Source organism: Streptomyces sp. NPDC001549, from assembly GCF_042894025.1.
Taxonomy (GTDB): Bacteria; Actinomycetota; Actinomycetes; order Streptomycetales; family Streptomycetaceae; genus Streptomyces; species Streptomyces kutzneri.
On record NZ_JBIAVJ010000005.1, the window covers coordinates 75,013 to 97,594 of the forward strand.

Here is a 22,582-nt window from a genome sequence, read left to right on the forward strand (position 1 = left end):
GCGAGCCGCACCCGATACCGGTGGTCTCCGGCGAACCCGAAATCTCATGAGAAAGCAGGACAATGACGGTCGAGACGCTTCCCCTCTGCGCCTACCCGGAGTGCACCAACCACCCGGAGGCGCCGACGCCCGGCAACCCCGAGCCCACGTACTGCGCTCACCCGGATCACAACGCGCTGGGGGCGTTCCGCAGGTTCCGGGCCAAGCGGCAGCAGCGCAAGGACGAGAAACGCCAGGCGGCCGACGCCAAGAAGGCGGCCAAGGCGGCGGCCGGCGTCCAGGTCCCCGCACAGCCCACCCCGCACGCTCCCCCCGTCGAGCAGACGATGGAAGCCGCCATGGAGACCGCGATGGAAGCCGCGATGGAGGGCAAGGACGGATCCGGTACTCGCGACGACCTCGTGGCGCTCATCTCCCAGCTGGCCACGGACCTGCCCGGCTACATCGAGGAACTGGCCATCATCACGGACTCGGCCGCCGCCGAGGCGCGCATCCAGACCGTGACCAAGGCCGCGGCCCAGCGCACCCTGGACGCCGAGCAGCGCACCGCGCTGGCGGAGGAGGCCGCGGACATGGCCATCGCCCAGCTGGACGTGGCCAAGCACCGGTTCGAGGAGGAGACGGAGAAGATCCGCCAGGAGACCGCGCAGCAGGTGGCCGACGTGGAGTTCGTACGTGCCGAGCTGGAGCGCTACCGCGAGCGGGTCGCCCAGCTGGAGGACCGCCTGGACAAGGTCCGCGAGGAGGCGGACGCGGCCCGCCGGGAGCGCACCGAGCTCGCGCTGCGGGCCGAGCAGCACCAGTGCAAGGTCTGACGACCGGCAGCCTCACGCCGAGCGGAACCCAGCGTGCCGCGAGGCATTCCCCTGCCTGAGGAAGGCCCGGCCCTCGAAGAGGCCCGGGCGCCTTCCGGCTGAGCAGGCCACTCACCGGAAGCCCGCTCACCAGAGGTCGAGCACCATCACCTCATGCACTTCCGCGCCTTCCCAAGGGCGCGCGTCGCCGACCTTCCGGTACCCCCAAGCCCGATACGCGGCCACGGCAGCCGCGCTCCCAGGGTGGACGTTGAGGAGGACCCGCTCGGCATCGATACCGTCGAGCAGGGCGTCGTGGAGGAGCCTGGCGATCCCCTGTCTGCGCCACGGGGCACGCACGGCGAGTTCCATCAGTCCGAAGGTCCGCCGACCGTCCTCCCTCCGCATCTCCTCGGGCACGGGCTCGGTCAGTTGATCCCACCAGCCCGTCCGCGGCCCGAGCGGGTACCCGTACGCGATCCCGACGGGCTGGCCGTCCGAGCTGCGCGCCAGGGTGCTCCGGAAGGTGGCCTTACGGGTCTGTGACCGAAAGCGGCGGAACGCGGCAGACACGTCGCTCTCGTTCTCGTCGTACGGCGGCTCGGCAAACGCCTCGGCGTAGACCAGTCGGAAGGCACTCTCGGCCGCCACGGCGGCCGCCCCGTCGAGCTGCTCAACCGACACTGCCTCTGGCTGGGTCATTGGACGCCCTCTCATACGGTCTCGTGAATGCGCTCCACGCACGCGCGGGCGGTTGGACTGTCGACTACCCCGGCCGCCTTCTTGAAGTCACGCACCTTGCCCAGCAGACGGGGCGACGCGATACCGCCCCAGGTGTCAAGCACACCATTCACTTCGGCGCACGCCTCGTCGACCTCCCCGGCGGCCAACAGCACATCGGCGAGCTTGACGCGGTACGAGGCACTATTCCGGGCCAGCCCACCCCCGATGCCGCGCAGGGCCGCTCGCAGGAACGGCACTGCCCTCTTGGGCTGAGCGGCGCGCACGTACATGTCCGCGGTCGCGTAGTCGACCTCGAAAGGCCCGACGAACCGGGCCCAGTTCGGTACGTCCGAATCGGAGTCCGCGCGCCCCTGGTAGCTGACCGCCCGAGTCAGAGCACGACGCGAGCCCGGCAGATCCCCGGCATGGGTAGCGACGTTGGCATCGCGCAGCGCGATCACAAGGTGAACCGTCGGACCGGCACCCGCTCGGCTCGCAAGGCGGTAGGCGTTCTCGACCGCGCTCGCCGCTTCCCACGACCGGTCTGCCTTGACAGCGAGGAGTACCAGGGTCTCCAGCACCGAGACCTGTAGCAGTGGGTTGTCGACGAGCTGCGCCGCGGCGAGGGCTTCCATGCAAGCGGCACGGCCCTCGGCGATGCGTCCACCGTCGTAGCCGTACCAGGCACGATGACCGTGCAGCTCGGCGAGCATCGTTTGCAGCTCCCGACCGACACGGGACGTGTACGAGGCGCTCGCGAGGGCGCGCGTGAGCTCTTGCTCGATGTATCCGGCCTGTACCCCGGCCGGTACGCTGCCCGCCGTGTGGTCCGTCTGATAGAGCCCGTCCAGCCGTTCTCTTAGCCGTCCGAGATCGGCCGTACCGACGCGGGGCCCCGGTGCGGCCGGGATCAGGGCCGCTGCGGCGAGGACGCCCGCGTCCGCAACAAACGTTCTCCTCTTCACCCCTCCAGCGTCGCTGATCGGCGCCGCGACCGTCACGCGATGTGCAGGGAGGTCAAAGCCCATCTCGGGGAGCGGTACGCCGAAGAGGGCTTCGAGCGCGGCCTGCTGTCCCGGATGCGGTAGCGGCGGAGGTGTCTCGCGCTCCCACCGCCGCAGTTGCCGGACGCTCACCGAAGCGGCGATGCCGAGGCGGACGGCTTCCTGCCGGAACGCCTCGACGAACGACTCCTGCGTGTAGCCAGCGGCGTGCCGTAACCGTGCCAGTGCCCCCGTCACCTGCCCCGCCATGCGCGCTTCCCCCTCTCGGTCGCTGATCACGCCTTCACCGTAGTGATCTGGCCGCGCTGGCAGGCGGGAAAACGTCCGCCCAAACGTCCGGTGCCCGGCGACCCATGGCGCCCCCTCAGACGGTGCACTGGTGGCACGCAGGATTCACAACACCTCTGAGCTGCGGGAGCGCGCATGCCCATGACTATTCGCGTGTACGACATCAACACCCTGACGGGACAAGTGGTCCGCGAACGCGCCGATGTGGTCGTCGCCCCCAAGGTGCGCGACAGCCCGCCCGTGAACCCCCTCGCCTTCCCGAGCTGCGAGTGCGCCCGGTGCCCGGCCATCCCCCGGCTCAGCCCGGAGCCCGAACCCAGTCAGGAACTCCTCGACCGGGCACTCGTCGGGTGGAAGCGTTTCATTGCGTCAATCGAAGGACCGTCCGATGACTGAGCGGTACGAGTACGTGCCTCATCGCCTACTGCGCCGCCGTGTACGCGATCTCGCGTCCGGCACCGAAGGAGTGCTGATGGCCGTGATCAACGAGGACGTGTCGGACTCCGTCCACCCGCACTGGATGGAGCTGGCCTACATCCGAGCCGCGTCCGGCCGCGAGTTCACCACCGCGGTCGGCAACGTCGAGCCGGCCTGACCAACCGCGTCCGACGGCCCCAGGACCCAACCCCGGACGGCCGTTCGCCGCCGTCATGGAGAAGCGCGTAGCGATCTGAGGCGTCCAGGCCGCCCGATGCGCCGCCGGCTCCATCTGTCCGCCGCAGGACGGAGCTTCGGCCGCCCCGGACCCGGAATCCGGTGCGGATGGGCCCCGCCTCGGGATGCGCCCCCTCGGGCACCCGCCCGCGCATCTCTGGCCGCCCCGTCCCTGAAAGCTTGGACCGGCCCGTTCCTTCGGGGGCTTCCCGGCAGTCTTCGGATGTCCGGGGCGGGTCGGTCGGTCAAGGGTGGCCGAAGGCCATCACGCAGTGACGCGACGTAGGAGCGCCCTTGAGGGACCGGCCCGAACCGGAGAGACGATGAGACGGACGGGAAACCCCCAGGACATCCCTGATTCCGCCTGCGCAGCTCCCGCTCAGCGGAGCCCGGCCTCGCAGGACAGTCCGCCGGGCCAGAACTCACCACCGCCCGACCCCGTCCAGCAGGCCATCGGCCCCACCCCGCCGCCGAGGGAGGCGGGTGGGCAGCCACCGACCCGGATCGGTGGGGCCGAGGGGGCGAAGGCCCCGCGCACGTGGGTCCCGTACCCCGACCGCGACCCCGACCCCGCCCCCCTACGGCTGGGGCTCGAAGTCCCAGTACGGTCTGGTCTGTTGCTTCGCCGAGATCGTGTGGACGTGCTGGGCGCCCAGGGTGCGGGTCAGGCCCTTGATGCCCGCGTCCTCGTGTTTCGCCGCCTCCTCGTACTCCCGTACCGACCGGAGGTCCGCCGCCAGGGCGATCTGGGCGCTCAGGGCCATGGGGTGGTCCGGGCCCAGCACCCGCTCGGCCCCGCGCAGTGTCTCCCGGCTCAGGTCCAGCGCGTCCTCCAGCCGCCCGGTGATGTTGCGGTGGCCGGTGGCGTTCAGGGCGCAGCCCAGTGTCCAGGGGTGCCGGTCGCCGAGTGCGCCGCGCATGCCCACCAGCGCCTGCTCCGCGAGTGAGAGGGCCGCCGCGCGCTCCCCCTGGGCCCGCAGCACGAGGCCGAGGTTGCCGACGGTGCCGATGCTGTACGGGTGGGCGAGGCCGAGCTGGGACTGGTAGCCGCGGACCACGTCCTCGGAGATCCGGCGGGCCTCGCCGATGTCCCCGTACTCCCTGAGGTAGGTGGCGTAGTCGGAGGCGACCATCAGGGTCCACGGGTAGTCGGCCCCGAAGACCCTCGTGGCCCGTTCCCACACGGTCCGCAGCCGCAGGCCCGCGCCGGGGATGTCCCCGGAGCGGCGCAGGCACATCCCGAGGTTGTGCTCGGCGCGCAGGGTCTGGGGGTGTTCCAGGCCCAGCACCTGCGTGTTGATCTTCACGCCCTGTTCCTGCCGGGTCTGGGCCTCGTGGTAGCGGCCCATCAGCCGCAGCCCCATGGCGCAGGCGATCCCGGAGGACAGGGTGGAGATGTGATGGGTTCTGAGGACCCGTTCGCGGCGGCGCAGGGTGTCCAGGTCGAGGTCGTAGGCGTCCAGGTAGCGGCCGAGCAGGCGGTAGGTGGCGGCCAGGTTGTTCTGGGCGGCGAGGGTGGTGGAGTCGTCCTCGCCGAGGAGCTCGCGGTAGGTGGCCAGGCAGTGCTCGAAGATCTCCCGGGCCGGTTCGAAGCGGGCGATGCACAGCAGGACCCCGCCGTACGAGCTGGTGGCGCGCAGGGTTTCCAGGTCGCGCTCGCCGCGTTCCCCGGCGAGCCGGTCGGCGCGGGCGCGGGTGAGGGTCTCGGCGCGCCGGAACAGGCCGAGGTTGCGCAGGGCTTCGCCGTACTGGTAGCTGAGTTCGCGGACTTTGGGGTGGTCCTCGCCGAGCAGGGCCCGCCAGATCAGGTCGGTCTCCTCGGACAGGCGGAGGCACGTGCGGTACTCCCCGGCGAGGATCAGGTAGCGCAGGCAGTGCAGCAGGAAGTTCTGGATGCGCGGGTTGCTGCTGGTGAGCACCCCGGAGGTGGCCAGGTGCGGGATGAGTTCGGCGTACCGGGGCCACAGGCGGGAGTCCGAGGGCCGGCCCGGGTCGGCGGCGGCGAGGACCTGGCGTACAGCGCGTGCCAGCGGTTCGGCCTCGCCCTCGGAGAGGTCCTCGCGGACGATGCCGTGGACCATGCGGTGCAGCTGTACGGTCTCCAGCCCGCCGCCGCCGTCCTCCACGGCCAGGTCGGAGTACTCCAGCCGGACGACGGAGAACTGGACGAGCTTGTTGAGGGCGGCGTTCCACCGGATCTGGTCGTTGATCAGCCCGGCGAGCTGTTCGGGCACGTCGTCGGCGGGGAATTCGCGCAGCAGGCGCAGCGGCACCGGGCCGGGGGCGAAGAAGACGAACAGCCGGAGCAGGGCGAGGGCGTCGGGGAAGTTCTCCCGGACGTTGTTGAGCAGTATGGCGAGGGCGGTGGGGAAGGGCAGGGGGTAGTCCTCGGAGACCGTGACGGCCTCGCGGGAGTCCATCCGGTGCTGGAGCAGGACGAGGTAGTCGCCGACCGGCAGCGGGGAGTCGGCGAGCCAGCCGGCGGTCTGGTCGAGGGCGAGCGGGTAGTCCTCCAGGGCCTCGGCGAGCTGGTCGGCCTCGTCGGCGGTCAGGCGCAGGGCCCGGCGCCGGATGAAGGTGATCGACTCGGGGCGTGCGTAGAGCGGGACCTCGACCAGGCTGGTGTGCCGGGCGGCCCACTCGCGGTTGCGCGAGGTGATGATCACGTCGCCCGCGCCGGAGGGCAGCAGGTCGATCAGGTCGTCCGGGTTGTCGCAGCCGTCGAAGACCATCAGCCAGCGGCCGTACGGGTTCCCGCGCCGCAGTGCTTCGAGGACGGCCCGGATCTGCTCGCCGTAGCTGCCCGCCCCGCGCGGCAGCCCGAGCGCGGGGGCCAGGTCGGCAAGGCGTTCGCGCAGGGTGGGCCGGTCCTCGGCGGGGACCCACCACACCACGTCGTACTCGGAGGCGAAGCGGTAGGCGTACTCGGTGGCGACCTGGGTCTTGCCGACGCCGGAGAGCCCGAGGAGGGTGACGGTGGACGCGCCGGGCGGGGCTTCGGTCAGTGCCTCGCGCAGGTTGCCGATGACGTCGTTGCGGCCGGTGAAGCGCGGGTTGCGGCGCGGGACGCGGCCCCAGATCTCCGGCGGGTCGTTGGGGAAGCGGGGGCCGCGGCGGCCGGTCTCGGTGCCGATCCGGTCGGTGGGCAGCTCCAGGCGGCGCAGCACGCGGTACTCGGCCTCGTACGCGTCCAGGCCCCACAGGTCGGTCTTCTCCAGTACGGCGACGGCGCTGGGCAGCGGGGCGTCGGTGAGACAGACCGCCGCGAACCGGTCGGGGTGGCGGTCGGTGACGGCGCGCAGGGCGGTGTTCCACTGCTCGTCGGTGTGGGTGCCGGCGGAGAAGTAGCGCTCGCTGAGGACGAGGAGGACCCGGCTGCCGGAGCGGGCCAGGTCGTCGAGGGCCTGGTCGATGCCGGGGCTGTTCTGCGGGTCCCAGCGCTGGAGGGCGACGCGGTGGCCGTGCTCCTCCAGGCGGTGCGCGATCCACACCGCCCAGGGGCGGTTGAATCCCGCGAAGCTGATGACGAATCGCTGCGGCTGGGGCGGCTGGGGCGGCTGCTGCGCCGCCGGTTCACGGTCCTGGCGACTACCGGTGGTCATCGGGCCGTCTCCCTGGAATCCGGGCGGTGGACGGGCTTGAAAGGTACCGCAGCGGACGGTCCGTCAGCCGTGTGCGAACGGCGCGAGTTCGGGGTGTGCCTCGCACCAGGCGCGGCGTTCGCGGTCGACGGCGCGGCGGGCCGCGGTGTGCTGGTCGCCGGGCGGCGGCAGGTCGTCCATGGCGCGTTCGGCGGCCCCCATCGCGTCGGTGAACTCCCGTCCTGCGGTCGTCAGTTGTTCGTGCGACCGCAGGGTGGGCAGGACGGCGGCCACCTGCGCGCGGATCCGGGCGTGCTGGGCCCAGGCGCCGCGGGCCCCGTAGAGGGCGGCGCGCTGCCAGTACCCGGCGAGGGCGAGGTGGGCGTAGGCGCCGTGCAGCAGGCCCTCCAGGGGGCGGGGGTCGCTGCGCCAGGGGGCCCAGTGGCGGGGCGTGTGGTCGGCGGTGTGCAGGGTCAGGATGTCGGTGAGGGCGGTCAGCTTGCCGTGCTGGACCTCGTGGACGAGGGTCGCGGCGAGCGCGGGCGGGGCCTGGGCGCGGGCGAGTACGGAGCCGGCGGCCGCGGGGAGGGTGGCACCGCTGGAGCGGGAGCCGCCGGCCAGCGGTACGACGGAGCGCAGCAGCTGGACGGTCTCCTCGGCGCGGATGGTGTCGTAGCGCTGGAGCAGGGTGAGCGCGCCGGACCACTGGGTGTCCCACCGCTTGTGGCCCTTGGGGGTGAGCCGGCGGGCGGGGCGGACCGGGGCCGGCTGCGCGGGGCCGGGGGCCCGGTAGGGGTCGAGGTCGTCGAGGGCGGTCCGGCCGCCGGGCAGGGCGTGCAGGGGCACGGTGGCGGGGTCGTCGGGGTCCCAGGAGCGTTCGGAGAGGGCGAGCGGGCCGGGACGGTCCGGGCGCAGCAGTCCGAGGGTGGGCAGGACGAGCCGGCCGTGCAGGGGCCGCAGGGTGTGGCTGAAGGGGATGCCGGCGCGCAGGGCGGCGGCGACGGCGAGGGCCCCGAGGTGTCCGAGGTCGGGCGGGGGGCCGCAGGGGGCGTGCAGCCGGCGCAGGGTCTCCTCGGCCCACACCCCGGTGGCCGGGTAGTGCAGTACGTCGCGCACGGCGCCCGCGTCGCGGCGCTCGGCCTCCTCCAGCAGGGCCCAGTGGTCGGCGGTCTCCCCGGACCGGCCGCCGGGGGCGGCGTCGAGGACCGCGCGCAGCAGGAGCAGGCGTTTGGAGCGGCGTACGGCGCGGACCAGGCGGGTGCCTTCCACGGAGGGTTCGGTGGAGGCGAGGGCGCGCAGGGTGGGCGAGGAGACGGTGAAGGCGGTGAGGGCGTCGGTCATGAGGCGACCGCCGGGGGGTGGACGGCGGGGGCTTCGGCGGCGGGGACAACGGGCGCGGCGGCTTGAGCGGCGCGGGCTCCGGACGGGGCGGCTTGAGCGGCGCGGGCTTCGGCAGCGGGGGTCTCGGCGGCCGGGGTCTCGGCGGCGGCCAGGGCGGTCTGCGCGGCCCGTTGGACGGCGGCGGCGATGTGCCGGATCAGCGGCTGGAGGTCGGCGCAGTACACGGAGGGCCGGCGGAAGCCTTCGCCGGCGCGGTAGCGGTGCGGGTAGTGCCCTCCGCCGCACACGTCGACCAGCTCGCAGGCGCGGCACCGGGCGGCGAGAGCGTCCCGGCCGAGCTGGCGGGCGGCGAATCCGGGGTGGTCGAGGAGCTGGTCGAAGCTGTGGGTGTCGAGGGTCATCCCGGTCGCGGCGGCCCCCTCGTACGCGGATTTCAGTGAATCGGCCTGTTCGATGGAGCCGTCGGTCTCGATCACGGCGGTGGCGGCGGGCGTGAGCCCGAGGGTCTCGGTGGTGGTGGGCAGGCCGAGCAACAGGGCGATGATCTCCTCGAAGAGCCGGATCCGGGTGCGCCGTACGCCGTCGTGCCACCAGCGTTCGAAGACGGCGAGGAGCCAGTCCGCGTACGGGGTCCGGCCCGGCTGGTGGCCGGGGGGCGGATCGCTCCAGTTCGCGAGCGGCAGGAGCAGCCCGATGCTGGGCGGGGCGAAGGCGAGCAGGGACTCGTAGGTCTCCACCGGGTCGTGGTCGAGATCGACGACGCAGAGCACCCCCGCGTAGCTCTGCGGATGGCGGGCCAGCAGCCTCAGGCCGCGGGCGGCGGACGCGAAGCCGGGCCGTCCGGCGTGGTCCACCCGGCGGGTGTTGTGCGCGGGCAGCCCGCCGTCGAGGCTGACGCCGACGCGGATCCCGGCGGCGGCCAGGGCGGCGAGGCGGCCGCGGGTGAGCAGGGTGCCGTTGGTCTGGACGGTGGCGGTGACCCGGGTGCGCGGGGCGGCCCCGGCCACGGCGGCCCGGACGGCGTCGACGGGCTCGGCCAGTTGGGCGGGGGCGGTGAGCAGCGGTTCGCCGCCGTGCAGGACGAGGTCGATCCGGGGCAGGTCGTGGGCGGCGGCGTGTTCGGCGATCCGCTGCGCGGCGCGGGCGATGGTGGCGGGGGTCATGACGGGCGGCTGGTCGCGCCAGCCCTGGTCGGCCATCTCGTAGACGTAGCAGTAGGTGCAGGCGAGGTTGCAGCGGCTGCGGGTCTTGAGGACGAACTGGCGTATCGGGTGCGGCCGGTGGCCGGCGGCCCGCGCGGCGGCCACGTCGAGCCGGGTGTAGGGCCAGGGCGCGTACCGGGCGTGGCGCAGCCGCTGGGCGGCGGCCGCCGCGTCGGCGAGCGGGGCAGGGTGCGCGCCGGCGTGCGCATCGGCGAGCGGGGCAGGGCGCGCGGCGGCCTGCGCATCGGCGAGCGGTGCGGGATGTGCGTCAGCCGGCGCGGCAGGGTCGGGAGGCGACGCGTCGGCGTGCGGGGCAGGGTGCGCGCCGGCGAGCGGGGCGGTGGCGGCCTCGTCGGCGTGCGCATCGGCGAGCGGGGCGGGATGTGCGTGGGCCGGCGGGGCGGGGTCGGGGGGCGAGGTGGGGTCGGGGCCGCCGGGTGCGGGCAGCGCGGTTCCGCTCGTGACCGCTCGCCGCATCGCCGCACCTCCCTCCCCCGGCAACAACCGCCCGGGGACACCCCGGCGGACGGTCCATCCCTGCCCTGGGGACGGTCCCTGCTAACGGCGGAAAGTGGTCAACTCGGTTTCAAGGTGGGACGGATCAGGCACGGTGCTTGCGATCAGGCCACGCTGGAGTCGAAGGCGTTGAGGATCTCCGCGGGATGGGTCACCCGCTCGACCATGCCCTCGATCACCCGGGCCAGCACGGGATGGTCGATCCCGCGCAGTGCCGCCAGGTCCAGCCCGGAGAGATCCGGCAGCCGCCCCGGACATCCCGGGGTCGCCGCCGCCACTTCCTGCTGCTTCGTCACCATGTGCCGCCGGGCCCCCTGTCGCGTCGCACACCGGATGGTCCACTTCCTTTTCCCGTCGGCCGGTCCGTGGAAACAGCGGCCCCCGGCCAGGGCCGCGCCCTGGGCCCGGGCGTCAGAGCCCGGCCTCCAGGGCCAGGATCCGCGCGCGGACCGCCTCCGAGCGCCCTGCGGCGCCCTCCCGGGTCCGCGTCCACAGCTCCAGCGCCGAGCGGTACGCGTCCAGGGCCGCGCGGGGCCGGGCGAGGCGTTCCAGCACGTCCCCGCGCAACTGCTGTACGCGGGCGGCCAGCTGGACGGCGGTGTCCTCGCGCTCCTCCACGTCGGCCTCCAGGGCGGCCCGCCAGGCCCGCCGGTAGGAGTCCGCCGCCCGGTCGAGGCGCTCCAGCGCCCGGGTGTGGCCGTGGATCTCCTGCTGGACGTCGCCGTGGTCCCGCCAGATGCGGGCCTGTTCCAGCGGGTTGCGGCTGTGCCGGACGGCCAGCTCCAGCAGGTACTCGGTCTCCCGCAGGTCCACCGGGTCGCCCTCGTAGGTGTGCCGCAGCCGGAGCCCGGTGGCCAGCCGCAGCAGCCGGTGGGCCGCACCGGGGTCGGACTGCGGGACCGCGGCCCGGCTCTCGCGCAGGACGCGTACGGCGGCCCCGGTGAACCGCCGCCCGTCGGTGGCCCGGGCCCGGTCCAGGAGTACGTCGCCCCACTCGGGCAGCAGTTCCCCGAAGGCCTCCGCGTCGCGCGGGATCAGCCGCCGGGCCCGGGCGTACGCCTCGGCCGCGTCCTCCAGTGCCGTCGGGTCGGCGTCCCGCGCGTAGCGCTCCCGGTGCACGCGGGCCAGGCACACCAGGGCGGCCACCCGCAGCTCCGGGTCCCCGTCCGCCTCCGCCAGGGCCGAGTCCAGCTGCCCGGCGGCCTCCTCCAGCCGGCCGGGGAGGTGGCGCAGCGCGTCGGCGAGCTCCACCCGTACCTGTGCGGTGCCCGGGCCGGTGCGGCCGGTGTGACCGGTGTGACCCGTGCGGCCGGTGTGGCCGGTGCGGCCATGGGCTGCGGGCGGGGCGGGCAGGGCCGCGGCCAGGCGGGCCGCGGCCTGTCCGGCCAGGGCCGTGCGCTCGGCCGGGTCCGGGGTGCGGGGCAGCAGGGCCAGCAGGACGCGGCCCAGGGCCAGGTGCAGCTCGGGATACGGGGCCGGGCCCCCATCCATGCCCCCACCCGTGCCGCCATCCCCGCCGCCATCCCCGCCGCCGTCCCCGCCGCTGCCCGGGCCGCCGTCCGTACCGGAGGCCGGGACCGTGCCGGGCGCCCGGCCCGCCAGGGGTTCGAGGGCCGCCCGGGCCTCGCGCAGCGCGCCCGCCTCGTCCCGCAGCCCGCTCAGCCGGATCAGGGTCTCCGCGCGCCGCACCGCGCAGTCCCGGCGCAGTTCCGGTTCGGCCGCGGCTCCGGCCGCCGCGAACTCCATGTCCGCCGCCGCCAGCAGCTCCGCGTCCGGTCCGCCGGCCAGCGCCCGCTCGTACAGCACCCGGCCGAGCACCGCCCCCGCCCGCGCCGTCCGCAGCCCGGTCACGGCCCGTTCCGCCTCGGCCAGGAGCTCCGGGTCCCGCTGGGCCGCCCACAGCCGCAGCAGCGCGCCCGCCAGCTCGGTCTCCGCCTCCTCCGGCGGATCGCCGGGCCCCGCCGGGGCCGTCACCGCCCGCCGGAGCACCGCCACGGCCTCGTACAGCGCCCGCGCGCCGGCGTCCCCGTCGGCGTCGGCGTCCGCGAGCCGGTCCCGGGCGGCGCGCACCGCCCCGGCCCGGGTGGGCACGGGGGCCGCGGCGGGCCGGCGCACCGCGGGGCCCTCCTCCGGCATCCCGGGCAGGTAGCGCCGTACGACTTTGGCCGAAACCTGTGCAAAGGCCTGCGGGAGCCGCCCCTCCGGCGCCCGTTCGTCCTCCTCGGGTCCGGGGTCGGCGACCGCCGGCGGGGTCCCGGTCAGCTGGGAGACGGCGAGCGCGGGGAAGTTCCGTACGCCCCGGCCGAAGTGCGCCAGCACGTACTCCGAGCAGTGCTTGAGCACCAGCGCGGCCTCGTCCCGCCCCAGCGGCCCCAGCAGTACGTCCTGCACCCCGGGGGCGAACTCGTACCAGTGCCCCGGCCCGGGCCCGCTGCGCCGCAGCAGCCCGCTCAGCAGCACCTCCGCCAGGTCGGAGGGCTCGGAGTCCGGCAGCATCGTGCGCTGCACCAGCCGCATCACGGGCAGCGTCAGCGGCGCCGCCGAGAGGTACACCGCGAGCTGTACGGCCCGGGGCGCGGCCGAGGAGCGGAACCGCGCCACCAGTTCGCGCGGCGGCCGCACCGCACGCGGCGGCGGCAGGGGCGCGGCCGGATGGTCGGCCAGCACCCGGCCCACCTCGGCCGGTACGGGCCCGGCCGTCAGCCCGGCCAGCAGCCGGGCCCACGCGCCGAGGGCAGTCGCGCTCGGCGGCAGCACCGGCACGGTCAGCCCGCCCGTGGGCCGCCCGGGCAGCGGCGGCCGGTCCGGCCGGAACGTGAGCTTCGGCCCGCCGCCCTCGGGCCGGGTGAGCGTGCCCCGCTCGGTGGGCAGCCAGCTGCGCCCCCACAGCCGCTGCGGCAGCGGCTGGACGACCATGCACGGGGTGCACTCGGCCCACCGGTGCAGCAGCCGCTGCGCCGTGCCCTCGCGCCACAGCGGCCCGGCACAGTCGGAGACCATCATGGTCAGGGCCCGGCCGGTCGGGTCCCGCAACTGGTCACCGGAGCGCAGGCCGGAGGCGCGTACGCAGCCGGGTTCGGGGCTGCGGCCGAGCGCGGCCGTGCCGTCGGTGAGGCGGTGCAGATAGTGCACCTGGACGTCCCGGAAGGCGCCCAACCGCTCGCACACGGAGCGCAGTTCCTCGAACATGTCCTGCCAGACGGCCATCGACGGGGACGCGTCCATCACCAGCCGTACGGTCGCCTCGCGCCGGCTCTCCGGCCGGAGCACCGGGATGACCAGTCCGAGGGCGCGGGCGCTGGCCTCGGCGGTGGCCGCCTCGTCGATCACCAGCCGGGTGGGCGGGCCGGGCGGGCTGTGCCGCTGGAGGGCGCGCAGGGCCCGCTGGATGTCCAGGATGCGGGGCAGCGCGGCGGCCCCGGGCACCCGTACGGGCACTCCGTACTCCTCGGGCGACTCCCCCGGCCGTTCCCCGTCGGCGCCGTCGGCCCGGGCCGCCCCGGGGGCGTAGAGCCCGACCGGCGCGTCGGCCTCCGTGTCTGCGCGTACGGGCTCGGCGGGCTCCCCGGCCGGATCCTCGGGCGCGGTCTCCGGGGCGCCGGGCCCCAGCCCGCCCGGGGCGGCCTGCGCGGGCCCGCCGATGTGCCCGGCCAGCCACAGGGCGTCGGCGAGTTCCCCGGCGGACGGGTCGAGCCCGGCGGCGCGCAGCAGCGCGGCCAGTTCACGGACGCCGGGCGCGCCGGCGGATGCCACGGCCGATCACCTCGGACGGTCGAGGCGCTGGATGAGCAGGTCCGCGAGGTCCTCCCGGGTGGGCGGGGCGGCGTAGTGGGTCAGGTAGACGGCGTTGAGCAGCTGGTCGGCGGCGACCAGCTCGGACTGGGAGCGGCTGAGGAACTCGCGGATCAGGTCGGCCCCGAGGCGGGCGGCTTCCTCGCCGAGGTGGGCGCGGACCATGGTGGCGAGCCGTTTCTCGCCGGGCTGCCCGAGCTTCAGCTGGATGCAGCGGCGCAGCAGGGCGGCCGGGAAGTCCCGTTCCCCGTTGCTGGTCAGGATGATGAACGGGAAGGCCCGGCAGCGCACGCGGCCGCCGCGGACGGTGACCTTGGTCCCGTCGTCGGTGAGCACCTGGACCTCGGGCTCGCTGTCGGCGACCCGTTCCAGTTCGGGGAGGGCGAACTCCCCTTCCTCCAGCACGTTCAGCAGGTCATTGGGGAGGTCGATGTCGCTCTTGTCGAGCTCGTCGATGAGCAGGACGCGGGGCCGGGCCGTCGGCAGCAGGGCGGTGCCGAGCGGCCCGAGCCGGATGTACTTCCCGATGCCGGGGACCCCGGAGTCCGTGGCGGCGGCCGGGCCGCCTCCGCCGCTCGCGGCGATCTGGACGTCCTGCAGCCGGGCCAGGGCGTCGTACCGGTACAGGCCGTCCTGGAGCACGGTGCGGGACACCACCGGCCACCGGAGCACCCGTCCCAGCTTCAGTTCGTGGGCGACGGCGTGCGCGAGGGTGGACTTCCCGGTGCCGGGGAAGCCGGTCACGAGCAGCGGCCGCCGCAGGTAGAGGGCCGCGTTGATGGCCTCCAGCTCCTCCGGTTCCGGCCGGTGCAGCTCGGCGGCCTGCCGGTGCGCCCCGAGCCGGCGGGCCACGTTGCCGTCGGCGACCTGGGCCGGACCGCCCGGCTCCGCCACGGGGCCGCCGTCGAAGTCCCGCCAGGGCGGCGGGTCGGGCAGGGCGTCGATCCCGTCGTGGGGCTCGCCCACCCCGCGGTATATGAGCCACTCGTCATTCATGGTGCTCCTGCTCCCTCCCTCGCGTCGTCCGTGCCGGCCCCGGTCACAGGTCGCCCTGGAGCGGCTCCTCGTCCGGCAGCGGCCGCGCCGGGTCCTCCCACACCAGCCCCGTCCCGGCCGCCCAGTAGGCGTCGGGATCCGCCCCGTAGGCCCGCCCCCGGAGGTTCTGCAGGCGTACCGGGAGCACCTCCGCCCGCCCGGCGTCGGCCAGTTCCTCCCGAAGTCCGCGGTGGAAGGGGGCGCACGAGGCTCCCGGGTCCGGCGGTGGCCGCCGGGTCACCACCACCCCGTAGCCGGCGTCCCGTACCGCGTGCAGCGACCCGAGCGTGGGCTCCTGGTCGGCCGCCCGGCAGTGCACCGGCACGGTGTTGTCGGGGAGTCCCGTCAGCCACTCGGTGGCGGGGCTGCGCGGGCGCCCCCGTATGCAGTCGGCGCGTTCGTCCTGCAGCGGTCCCGCCTGGACCCGCGCCCAGCGGGCGGACGCGTCGGTGCCCTCGCGGTCGGCGGGGTGCTCCCTGGCCCCGCCCGGGCTCGCAGCGCCCGGGCTCGCAGCGCCCGGGTTCGCGCCGGCGGGGTTCGCGCCGGCGGGGTGGCGCAGGACCACCGGCCGCTGCACGCCGAGCGGTACGCCGCCCACCACCACCCATTCGTCCACCGCGAGCCCGAACAGCGCGGGGGCCACGGCCACTTCCAGCAGGGCCGCCGCCTCGTGGGTGTCGCAGCGCCGGAAGCCCTCGGCGAGCGGGGCCCGTAAGGCCTCCGGCAGGCCCGCCAGGGTGGCCCGTACGCCCGAGTCCACGGGTGTCACCCGCCCGGCGTGCGCGGGACCGGCCAGCACCGAGACCCGCCAGTCGTAGACGTCCTCCCAGCCGTGCGCCCACACCTCCAGCAGCACCGAGGCCCCGGGCGGCAGCCCGCCGGACCGCCGCGCCGGGCCGTGCGCCGTCCGCCCGGCCGAGGCCCGGCGGCGGCGCTCGCGCTCGGCGAGGCCCCGCTCGTGGCGCTCGCCGAGCTCGCGCCGCAGCGGCCGCCACAGCCGCTCGGCCGTGGCCCGTACCCAGTCCCACAGCTCCTCGTCCGCGCCCGGCGTGGCCGGCTCCCGGTACTCGGCCACGCTCACGTCCGTCGCGTACCGGAGCATCGCCGCGGCCTCCCCCGTCCCGCCCGGCGGGTCGTGCAGCAGCCCCAGCCCGTCGCGCCAGCTCAGCGGGGCCGGCGGCAGCGGGTCCGGCTCCTCGCCGCGCGCCGCCTCGACCAGGGCGCGTACGACCTCGGAGGAGCCCGGCGGGGGCAGCTCGGCCAGCAGCCCGTAGAGGGTGGTGCGTTCGCCGGGGGTGAGCCGGCCCCGGCCGGCGTACGGGTCGCCCTCCTCCGGCGGGAGTTCGCCGTGCACGTCCGTCCAGGTCCGGCGGTTGTCGAGATCGCTGAGGTGCTGGTCGTAGTGGTACAGGTCGTGGGCCTGCATGATCCGGCGGTAGAGCCCGACCTGGCCCCGCGCGGCCATCGGCAGGGTGCGCAGCTGCACGACGGAGACGGCGAGCCCGCCGCCCCCCGTCTGCCGCCGGGCCTTGAGCACGCCGACGATCTCGCCGCGGGCGAGGTCCACCACGGGCCCGCCGGACATGCCGGGCTCGATCTCGTCGTCGTCACCGAGCCGGATGGCCGCGCCGTTCCCGGCGGTGCCGCGCAGCCGGGTGGTGCGGCCGGTGATCTCGGGGGTGCCGAGGTCCTCGGTGCAGCCGAAGTAGGCGACCTCGTCGAAACGCGGTCTGGAGCGGTCGGTCAGCCACACGCAGGCGTGCGAGACGGGAGCCAGCACTCTGACCAGCGCGAGGTCGGGCAGGTCCCACAGCGCGTGGCGGCCGGGCCGCCGCTCCTCCAGCCGCTCGGGCAGGACGCACTCCACGCGCCCGGTGACCGTCCCGGTGATGCTCCCGGCGGAAAAGGTGATGCCGACCTCGCGTCCCGTCAGACGCACCGCAGCACCCCCTTCGCCGACCACGTGCGCGCACGTCAGGACCCAGCCGGGGGCGATGAAGAAGCCGCTCCCCCACGTGGGACCGGTCCGATGACTGCGAGGGTTCTCATACCCGCCCGGAGGGGCGTGAACGCGTACGGTCGCCGCCTGGACGAGGGGCTCCAGAAGCTCGAAGGCGCGCGCGGATCCGGTCGTGCGCCCGTCCGTCATCCGCACCCCCCGCTCGTTGGGCATCCAGGCTAGACCCGGGGAGGGCGCAGGCGGGAGGTCTCGCCTTAAGGCGGATTATCCTGGCGGGAAACACCCCCTGCACACCCCCATCACGGCACGGAGCCCGACTTGTACTTCACCGATCGCGGCATCGAGGAGCTGGAGAAGCGGCGCGGCGAGGAGGAGGTCACCTTCGAGTGGCTCGCCGAGCAGCTGCGCACCTTCGTCGACCTGAACCCGGACTTCGAGGTCCCGGTGGAACGCCTGGCCACCTGGCTGGCCCGGCTGGACGACGAGGACGACGACGAGGACGCCTGAGCCTCCCGGCGGGGGCGGCGGACCGGGGCCGGCGGGCCGTACATACTGGCCGGTTCTGTCCACCGCCGCACCGCGGCGGGTTCACGGACGCCCGGCGATCTCGTCGAGCAGCGCGCGCGCCGCGAGGAGAAGCGGGGCCGCCTCGCGGATTCGGGCGGTCAGGTCCTCGTCCGTGGCGTTCCGCCGCCAGCAGCCCACCGGGTCGTGGTGGACGCCCCACGCGTAGTGGCAGCGGCGGCAGTCTGCCATGGGGCCGCCGTACCGGGTCACGACCGGGGCCGGCAGCCCGCACCCGGAGCACCGCAGGTACGCCGCCCGCGCGCACGCGCCGTCGGGGTGGTCCGTCACGTGGCCGCCCCCGGCTCGGCGAGCCGTGCCGCGCCGACGCGGACGAGCAGCCGGACGGCGGCGACCCGGCAGAAGTACGCCCCCGCGCCGGGGGCCGCGGCCCAGTAGAGGCACCGGCCGGGCGCGGACCGGTCGCGGCCCAGGTCGGGCACCCCGAGGTGGGTCCCGTCCCCGAGGCATTCCACCGCACTGCGAGAGCGCCACCGCCGCGCCGTTCCCGGTGCGACGAGCGCGTAGTGGTTCCGCCCGCGCGCGTCGTGGATCACGGGCCCCTCCAGCGCGAGGGCCAGCGCGAGGTCCACGACCCGGTCCTCGCTGCTCTCGACGGCCTCGTGGACGAGGGCGTCGGGGATCCGTACGGCTTCGAAGCGCGCCCCGAGCGGCAGTACGGCGACGCCGTACTCCCGCCACGCGGCATGCGCCGCCGCGGGATCGGCGAGGCTCTGCGCGTACCAATCGGCCGTCTTCTTGCAGGACACGGCAGCTCCCTACGGTCGTCAGCGAGTGAGGAGACCAGCGTAGAAATGGGAACTCGCCGGACGAAGTGACCCCTGGTACGGGTACTTTGGTGACATTTCTCAGGCGGGAGGGTGTCGTGGCCACACCGGTGGATCCCACCCTGACCCCCGGTCAGGGAACCCGGCGACGCGGTCGCCGCGGCGTGGTGTCCGGCCACGTTCTCCGGTTGATCCGAGAGACTCTGGGTCACACGCAGGAGTCTCTGTCCGAAGCCTTCGAAGTCTCCGTGGACACGGTGGCGGGTTGGGAGTCGGGGCGGCGTCCGCTGACCTCGTTGGCAGTGGGGCAGATGCTGGCGCATCGCCACCGGCTCATGCGTATGGGTGCGAGTACCGCCCTGCTCCTCGCCCTGGAGAAGGCACTGGAGGCGGATCTCCTCCTGACGAACCTCCTCACCGACGACGGGCCGACAGGTGACAGCCCCCTGGGGACGTGGGCCCTGCAACGCGACCTTGTCGAGGTGCTGGTCTGGCCGCTGAACGGAGTGGTCCCCGAGCCGATGCGCGCCCACGTGAGCCCCGGCAGACCACGCCGAGGACCCGCCCCCGACGGACCCGTACTGTCGTCGGACGACCGACGACGGTTCTTCCGGCGCATCCGCCGGACCGCGGAGGAAGCCCGCGCGAGCCAGTTCCTGCTCCGCCGTCAGGCCCTCTACCTGGCCGGTTACGACGACGCCCCGGACACCCCTGCCTGGCTCGCGCAGCAGCAGCGAGCGGAGCGTCCGCAGGACTGGCTCACCCACTGGCTGGCCGCCCGCTCCGTAGCCGCCGTCGCCGCCCGCCAGGGCGACCGCGATCGCATGCGGCACTTCATCTCCACCACTCTGGACGACGAGGCGGGCGAGGCTGCCAATCTGAACTACTGGGCCTACTGGCTCGGTGAGAGCCCCCACCTCCAGCTCTCCGACGACTTCATCGCCGCACCCGGCCCCGGGACCTGGCACGGCCACAGGGTGCTCCAGCACCTCCTGAAGGGCCTCGCGCCCGAACACGGCTTCCTCGATCTGAACATCCACACCTTGTGGGCCCTGCTCGCCGCGCGCCCCACCCTCCTGCGCGCGACGTCCGCAGCCGGACGGACCCTCCGGGACCAGCTGCCCGTGTTGTTGGATGGCACCGGGCCCTCGCCGCGCGCGTCGGGAGCTGGAAGGCATTCGGTACGCGATCCGCCTCGCCGAGGCATGAAGGAGAGACACAGTGGCTGACGACCTGTCCGCGGTGGCCGGTTTCCTCTACGAGGCGGGGACGCTCAAGCACACGCGCCGCACGGGCTGGTGGATGGCTGGGATCAACGACCCGGAGAGCGTGGCCGAGCACTCCTGGCGTACGTCCCTCATCGCTTCGATCATCGCGCAACTGGAAGGGGCCGACCCGGCTCGGGCGGCCTTCCTCGCCGTGTGGCACGACACCCAGGAGACCCGAACGGGTGACGTGAACCACCTCGGGAAGAAGTACGCGTCCCACGCCGATCCGGCGGCGGTGACGACTGACCAGACCGCCGGCATGCCGGATCGGCTCGCATCGGCGATTCAGGAACTCGTCGCCGAGTACGAGGCCAAGGACTCGCCGGAGGCCGTCTGCGCGCGTGACGCCGACAAGCTGGAGTGCATGCTCCAGGGCATCGAGTACAAGGCTCAGGGGTACGCCGGCGCTCAGCAGTGGATCGACAACAGCAGGGCCCGTCTCACGACGGAGACCGGGCAGCGGCTGGCTGACGAGCTGCTGGGCCAGGACCCGCTCGACTGGTTGCGCGGCGTCCTCGGCGAGAAGGCCTGATGCCGGACCTCCCCCGGCAATGGGGGGAGAGCACAACGGCCCGGCCGCGGTGAGCGGTCGGGCCGTTGTCATGTGCGCGCTCTGACCAGCAGCGCGGGGAGTTCCCCGGGGCGCCCGGATCAGGCGGCCTTGGTCTCCCAGAAGATGCGGTCGATCTCGGCGATGAGCTCAAGAGCCTTCGCGCCGGTCGCCGGGTCGTTCGACGCCTTGGCGGCCGAGAGGGCCTTCAGGGTGTCGTTGACCAGGGTGTGCAGCTGCGGGTACTTCTCGAAGTGCGGGGGCTTGAAGTAGTCGCTCCACAGCACCGAGACGTGGTGCTTGGCGAGCTCGGCGCGCTGCTCCTTGATGGTGATGGCGCGCGCACGGAAGTCGGCGTCTTCGTTGGCCTGGTACTTCTCCTGCACGGCCTTGACGGACTCGGCCTCGATGCGGGCCTGGGCAGGGTCGTACACGCCGCACGGAAGATCGCAGTGGGCGGAGACCTTCGCCTTGGGGGCGAAGAGGCGGGAAAGCATGGAGTTTGTCCTCCTCGTGATCGTCTTCTCAAGGGGGAGATTACTCGCTGAACAACCGGATTTCGCGGCCGCCCCCATGGGCTTAGGACAAAAGTCCAGGGGCGCGGCCGGACCGGTGAGCGAATGTACGGACCCGTGCGGCAGCATGCGGGGGTGACGAGGAGGACACGCATGGTGGAGAACGGGCGCCCGCGCAAGCGGTTCGGGGTGGTGGAGGTGACGGGGCCTTCGATGGTGCCCACGCTGCTGAACGGGGACCGGCTGGTGGTCCGGTACGGGGCTGCCGTACGGCCGGGCGACGTGGTCGTGCTGCGGCATCCGCTCCAGCAGGACCTGCTGATGGTCAAGCGCGCGGTGGAGCGGCGGCCGGGCGGCAGCTGGTGGGTGCTCGGCGACAACCCGTACAACGAGACCGGCGACAGCACCGTCTACGGCGCGGTGCCCGCGGAGCTGGTGCTGGCGACGGCGGTGCTGCGTTTCCGGCCGCGTGAGGGGGATCAGCGTTCGCTGAGGGCCCGGCTGTCCTGGGCGGTCTCGGCGCTGCGCCCGCTGCGGGCGGACTCCTCGGCCTCCAGCCGCTTGCGGGCGCGGTAGGCGGCCACGTTCGCCCGGGTGGCGCAGCGGTCGGAGCAGTAGCGCCGGGAGCGGTTGGTGGAGGTGTCGAGGTAGGCGTTGCGGCAGGGCGCGGCCTGGCACAGGCCGAGGCGGTCGGGGCCGTGCTCGGTGAGGGCGAAGGCCAGGCCCATGGACGCCATGGCGGCGTAGCCGGCGGAGGCGTTCGAGGGGTGCTCGGCGAGGTGGATGTGCCAGTCGGGGCGGCCGTCGTCGGCGAGGGTCTCGTGGCCGGACACCTGGGGGCTGACGGGGAACTCCATGAGCAGCGAGTTCAGCAGGTCGACCGCGAGGACGTGGTCGCCGCCGTCGGCGGCCTCGAAGACGGAGCGCAGGCGGCCGCGGACGTTGCGGAAGCGGGTGACGTCACCGTCGGTGACGCGGCGCGCCATCTGCTGACTTGCGCCGAACAGGGCGCGGACGGCGTCCACCGAGGTGAGCGCGTCCTTGTTGCGGGCCGGCTCCTCGGTGTTGACCAGGCGCACGGCGAAGTCCGAGTAATGGGCCAGTTCCACTTGTAGTCCTTACGGCTGCGGATTAATGTCTCCGGTAACGGCTGAGACGTCTTCGAGGGTATTACGTATGGAGGGGTTCGCGATGACGGATACGGCGGATACGACCGAAGCGACGGGCACGACCGACTGGCAGGCCTGGCAGGACAGCTGGGACCGGCAGCAGGAGTGGTACATGCCCGACCGCGAGGAGCGGTTCCGCGTGATGCTGGACATGGTCGAGGCACTGGTGGGACCCGCCCCCCGGGTGCTGGATCTCGCATGCGGTACGGGAAGTATCACGGACCGCGTCCTCAGGCGGTTCCCGGAAGCCACCAGTACGGGCGTCGATCTCGACCCCGCCCTGTTGACCATCGCCGAGGGGCACTTCGCGGGGGACGCACGGGTCACCTTCGTGACCGCCGACCTCAAGGACCCCGACTGGCGCGCCGCCCTCCCCCACGACAGCTACGACGCCGTTCTGACGGCCACCGCCCTGCACTGGCTGCCGAGCGCGGAGCTGGCCGTCCTGTACGGGCAGCTCGTACCGCTCCTGGCCCCGGGCGGGGTGTTCATGAACGCCGACCACATGCCCGACCCGGCCACCCCGCGCATCGGCGCCGCCGAGCACGCCCACCGGCACGCCGGCATGGACCGGGCCAAGGCGGCCGGTGCGGTGGACTGGCGCGAGTGGTGGGCGCTGGCGGGCGCCGAACCGGCACTGGCCGAGCAGGTGAAGCAGCGCTTCGAGATCTACGGGGAGCACGCGGACGGCGACACCCCCTCCGAGGCCTGGCACGCCGAGACCCTGCGCGCCGCGGGCTTCGCGGAGGCCCGTACGGTCTGGCGCTCCCCCTCGGACGCGCTGGTCCTAGGTCTGAAGTAGGGACCCTGAAATGGCTGAGGGGCGGTACGGGATCCC

General features: G+C 74.1%; 18 protein-coding genes and 3 pseudogenes. 8 read left to right on the forward strand and 13 right to left on the reverse strand.

Annotated elements, in window-relative coordinates; genetic code table 11:
- Window positions 1-62 precede the first annotated feature (62 nt).
- The gene (locus ACFY04_RS10420; RefSeq protein ID WP_389115567.1) at window positions 63-815 is read left to right on the forward strand and encodes a hypothetical protein; all 753 of its coding nucleotides are present in this window, start codon (window positions 63-65) and stop codon (window positions 813-815) included.
- A 126-nt stretch (window positions 816-941) separates the two neighbouring features.
- Here the strand turns inward: ACFY04_RS10420 and ACFY04_RS10425 are convergent, their stop codons facing one another.
- Together ACFY04_RS10425 and ACFY04_RS10430 are read right to left on the reverse strand one after the other, a co-directional pair.
- Complete coding sequence (locus ACFY04_RS10425; RefSeq protein ID WP_389115569.1) at window positions 942-1,496, reverse strand: GNAT family N-acetyltransferase; 555 nt, start codon at window positions 1,494-1,496, stop codon at window positions 942-944.
- An 11-nt stretch (window positions 1,497-1,507) separates the two neighbouring features.
- The gene (locus tag ACFY04_RS10430) at window positions 1,508-2,800 is read right to left on the reverse strand and encodes a hypothetical protein (protein ID WP_389115570.1); all 1,293 of its coding nucleotides are present in this window, start codon (window positions 2,798-2,800) and stop codon (window positions 1,508-1,510) included.
- A gap of 150 nt (window positions 2,801-2,950) precedes the next feature.
- Here ACFY04_RS10430 and ACFY04_RS10435 point away from each other — a divergent pair, with 150 nt between their 5' ends.
- Both ACFY04_RS10435 and ACFY04_RS10440 read left to right on the forward strand, forming a co-directional pair.
- Window positions 2,951-3,205, forward strand: coding sequence for a hypothetical protein (locus ACFY04_RS10435; RefSeq protein ID WP_389115572.1), 255 nt, complete (start codon window positions 2,951-2,953; stop codon window positions 3,203-3,205).
- Window positions 3,198-3,483: pseudogene (locus ACFY04_RS10440) on the forward strand (hypothetical protein). The gene ACFY04_RS10435 and the pseudogene ACFY04_RS10440 overlap by 8 nt, the downstream one beginning before the upstream one ends.
- A 558-nt stretch (window positions 3,484-4,041) precedes the next feature.
- Here ACFY04_RS10440 and fxsT read toward each other — a convergent pair.
- From fxsT to ACFY04_RS10475, 7 genes and pseudogenes are all read right to left on the reverse strand, one after another.
- Complete coding sequence (gene fxsT, locus ACFY04_RS10445; RefSeq protein ID WP_389115573.1) at window positions 4,042-7,065, reverse strand: FxSxx-COOH system tetratricopeptide repeat protein; 3,024 nt, start codon at window positions 7,063-7,065, stop codon at window positions 4,042-4,044.
- A gap of 63 nt (window positions 7,066-7,128) precedes the next feature.
- Window positions 7,129-8,385, reverse strand: coding sequence for an HEXXH motif domain-containing protein (locus ACFY04_RS10450; RefSeq protein WP_389115574.1), 1,257 nt, complete (start codon window positions 8,383-8,385; stop codon window positions 7,129-7,131).
- Window positions 8,386-8,525: 140 nt separating this feature from the next.
- Window positions 8,526-9,692 (reverse strand): annotated as a pseudogene (locus ACFY04_RS10455) (FxsB family cyclophane-forming radical SAM/SPASM peptide maturase); the annotation flags it as partial.
- 515 nt (window positions 9,693-10,207) lie between these two features.
- On the reverse strand, window positions 10,208-10,402 hold the full coding sequence (gene fxsA, locus ACFY04_RS10460; protein ID WP_202199748.1) for an FxSxx-COOH cyclophane-containing RiPP peptide: 195 nt from the start codon (window positions 10,400-10,402) through the stop codon (window positions 10,208-10,210).
- Between the two features lie 112 nt (window positions 10,403-10,514).
- Complete coding sequence (locus ACFY04_RS10465) at window positions 10,515-13,856, reverse strand: SAV_2336 N-terminal domain-related protein (RefSeq protein ID WP_389115576.1); 3,342 nt, start codon at window positions 13,854-13,856, stop codon at window positions 10,515-10,517.
- Between the two features lie 6 nt (window positions 13,857-13,862).
- A complete protein-coding gene (locus ACFY04_RS10470) occupies window positions 13,863-14,891 on the reverse strand; it encodes an AAA family ATPase (RefSeq protein ID WP_389115577.1) in 1,029 nt (342 codons plus the stop codon).
- Window positions 14,892-14,934: 43 nt separating this feature from the next.
- Complete coding sequence (locus ACFY04_RS10475) at window positions 14,935-17,103, reverse strand: trypsin-like peptidase domain-containing protein (RefSeq protein WP_389115578.1); 2,169 nt, start codon at window positions 17,101-17,103, stop codon at window positions 14,935-14,937.
- Between the two features lie 105 nt (window positions 17,104-17,208).
- On the opposite strand from ACFY04_RS10475, the gene ACFY04_RS10480 reads away from it, so the two are divergent.
- Entirely contained in the window at window positions 17,209-17,397 is a 189-nt protein-coding gene (locus ACFY04_RS10480) for a DUF6104 family protein (protein WP_030386011.1), read from the forward strand.
- A gap of 81 nt (window positions 17,398-17,478) precedes the next feature.
- Here ACFY04_RS10480 and ACFY04_RS10485 read toward each other — a convergent pair whose 3' ends face one another.
- Together ACFY04_RS10485 and ACFY04_RS10490 are read right to left on the reverse strand one after the other, a co-directional pair.
- On the reverse strand, window positions 17,479-17,646 hold the full coding sequence (locus ACFY04_RS10485) for a hypothetical protein (protein ID WP_389115580.1): 168 nt from the start codon (window positions 17,644-17,646) through the stop codon (window positions 17,479-17,481).
- Window positions 17,647-17,741: 95 nt separating this feature from the next.
- Complete coding sequence (locus ACFY04_RS10490) at window positions 17,742-18,224, reverse strand: hypothetical protein (protein WP_389115581.1); 483 nt, start codon at window positions 18,222-18,224, stop codon at window positions 17,742-17,744.
- 185 nt (window positions 18,225-18,409) lie between these two features.
- Here ACFY04_RS10490 and ACFY04_RS10495 point away from each other — a divergent pair.
- Together ACFY04_RS10495 and ACFY04_RS10500 are read left to right on the forward strand one after the other, a co-directional pair.
- A pseudogene (locus ACFY04_RS10495) lies at window positions 18,410-19,451 on the forward strand (helix-turn-helix domain-containing protein).
- A 12-nt stretch (window positions 19,452-19,463) separates the two neighbouring features.
- The gene (locus tag ACFY04_RS10500; protein ID WP_389115582.1) at window positions 19,464-20,042 is read left to right on the forward strand and encodes an HD family hydrolase; all 579 of its coding nucleotides are present in this window, start codon (window positions 19,464-19,466) and stop codon (window positions 20,040-20,042) included.
- 119 nt (window positions 20,043-20,161) lie between these two features.
- On the opposite strand, the gene sodN is transcribed toward ACFY04_RS10500, so the two are convergent.
- Window positions 20,162-20,557 (reverse strand): superoxide dismutase, Ni, encoded by a 396-nt coding sequence (gene sodN / locus ACFY04_RS10505; RefSeq protein ID WP_030009413.1) that lies wholly within the window; start codon window positions 20,555-20,557, stop codon window positions 20,162-20,164.
- 171 nt (window positions 20,558-20,728) lie between these two features.
- Here sodN and sodX point away from each other — a divergent pair, with 171 nt between their 5' ends.
- Window positions 20,729-21,151 (forward strand): nickel-type superoxide dismutase maturation protease, encoded by a 423-nt coding sequence (gene sodX / locus ACFY04_RS10510; RefSeq protein WP_389115584.1) that lies wholly within the window; start codon window positions 20,729-20,731, stop codon window positions 21,149-21,151.
- Here sodX and ACFY04_RS10515 read toward each other — a convergent pair.
- Window positions 21,055-21,684 carry a CGNR zinc finger domain-containing protein gene (locus tag ACFY04_RS10515; RefSeq protein WP_389115586.1) on the reverse strand — a complete coding sequence of 210 codons (630 nt, stop codon included), beginning with the start codon at window positions 21,682-21,684 and terminating at the stop codon, window positions 21,055-21,057. The genes sodX and ACFY04_RS10515 overlap by 97 nt on opposite strands.
- A gap of 82 nt (window positions 21,685-21,766) precedes the next feature.
- On the opposite strand from ACFY04_RS10515, the gene ACFY04_RS10520 reads away from it, so the two are divergent.
- Window positions 21,767-22,546 (forward strand): class I SAM-dependent methyltransferase, encoded by a 780-nt coding sequence (locus ACFY04_RS10520; protein WP_389115587.1) that lies wholly within the window; start codon window positions 21,767-21,769, stop codon window positions 22,544-22,546.
- The last annotated feature ends 36 nt before the right edge of the window (window positions 22,547-22,582 follow it).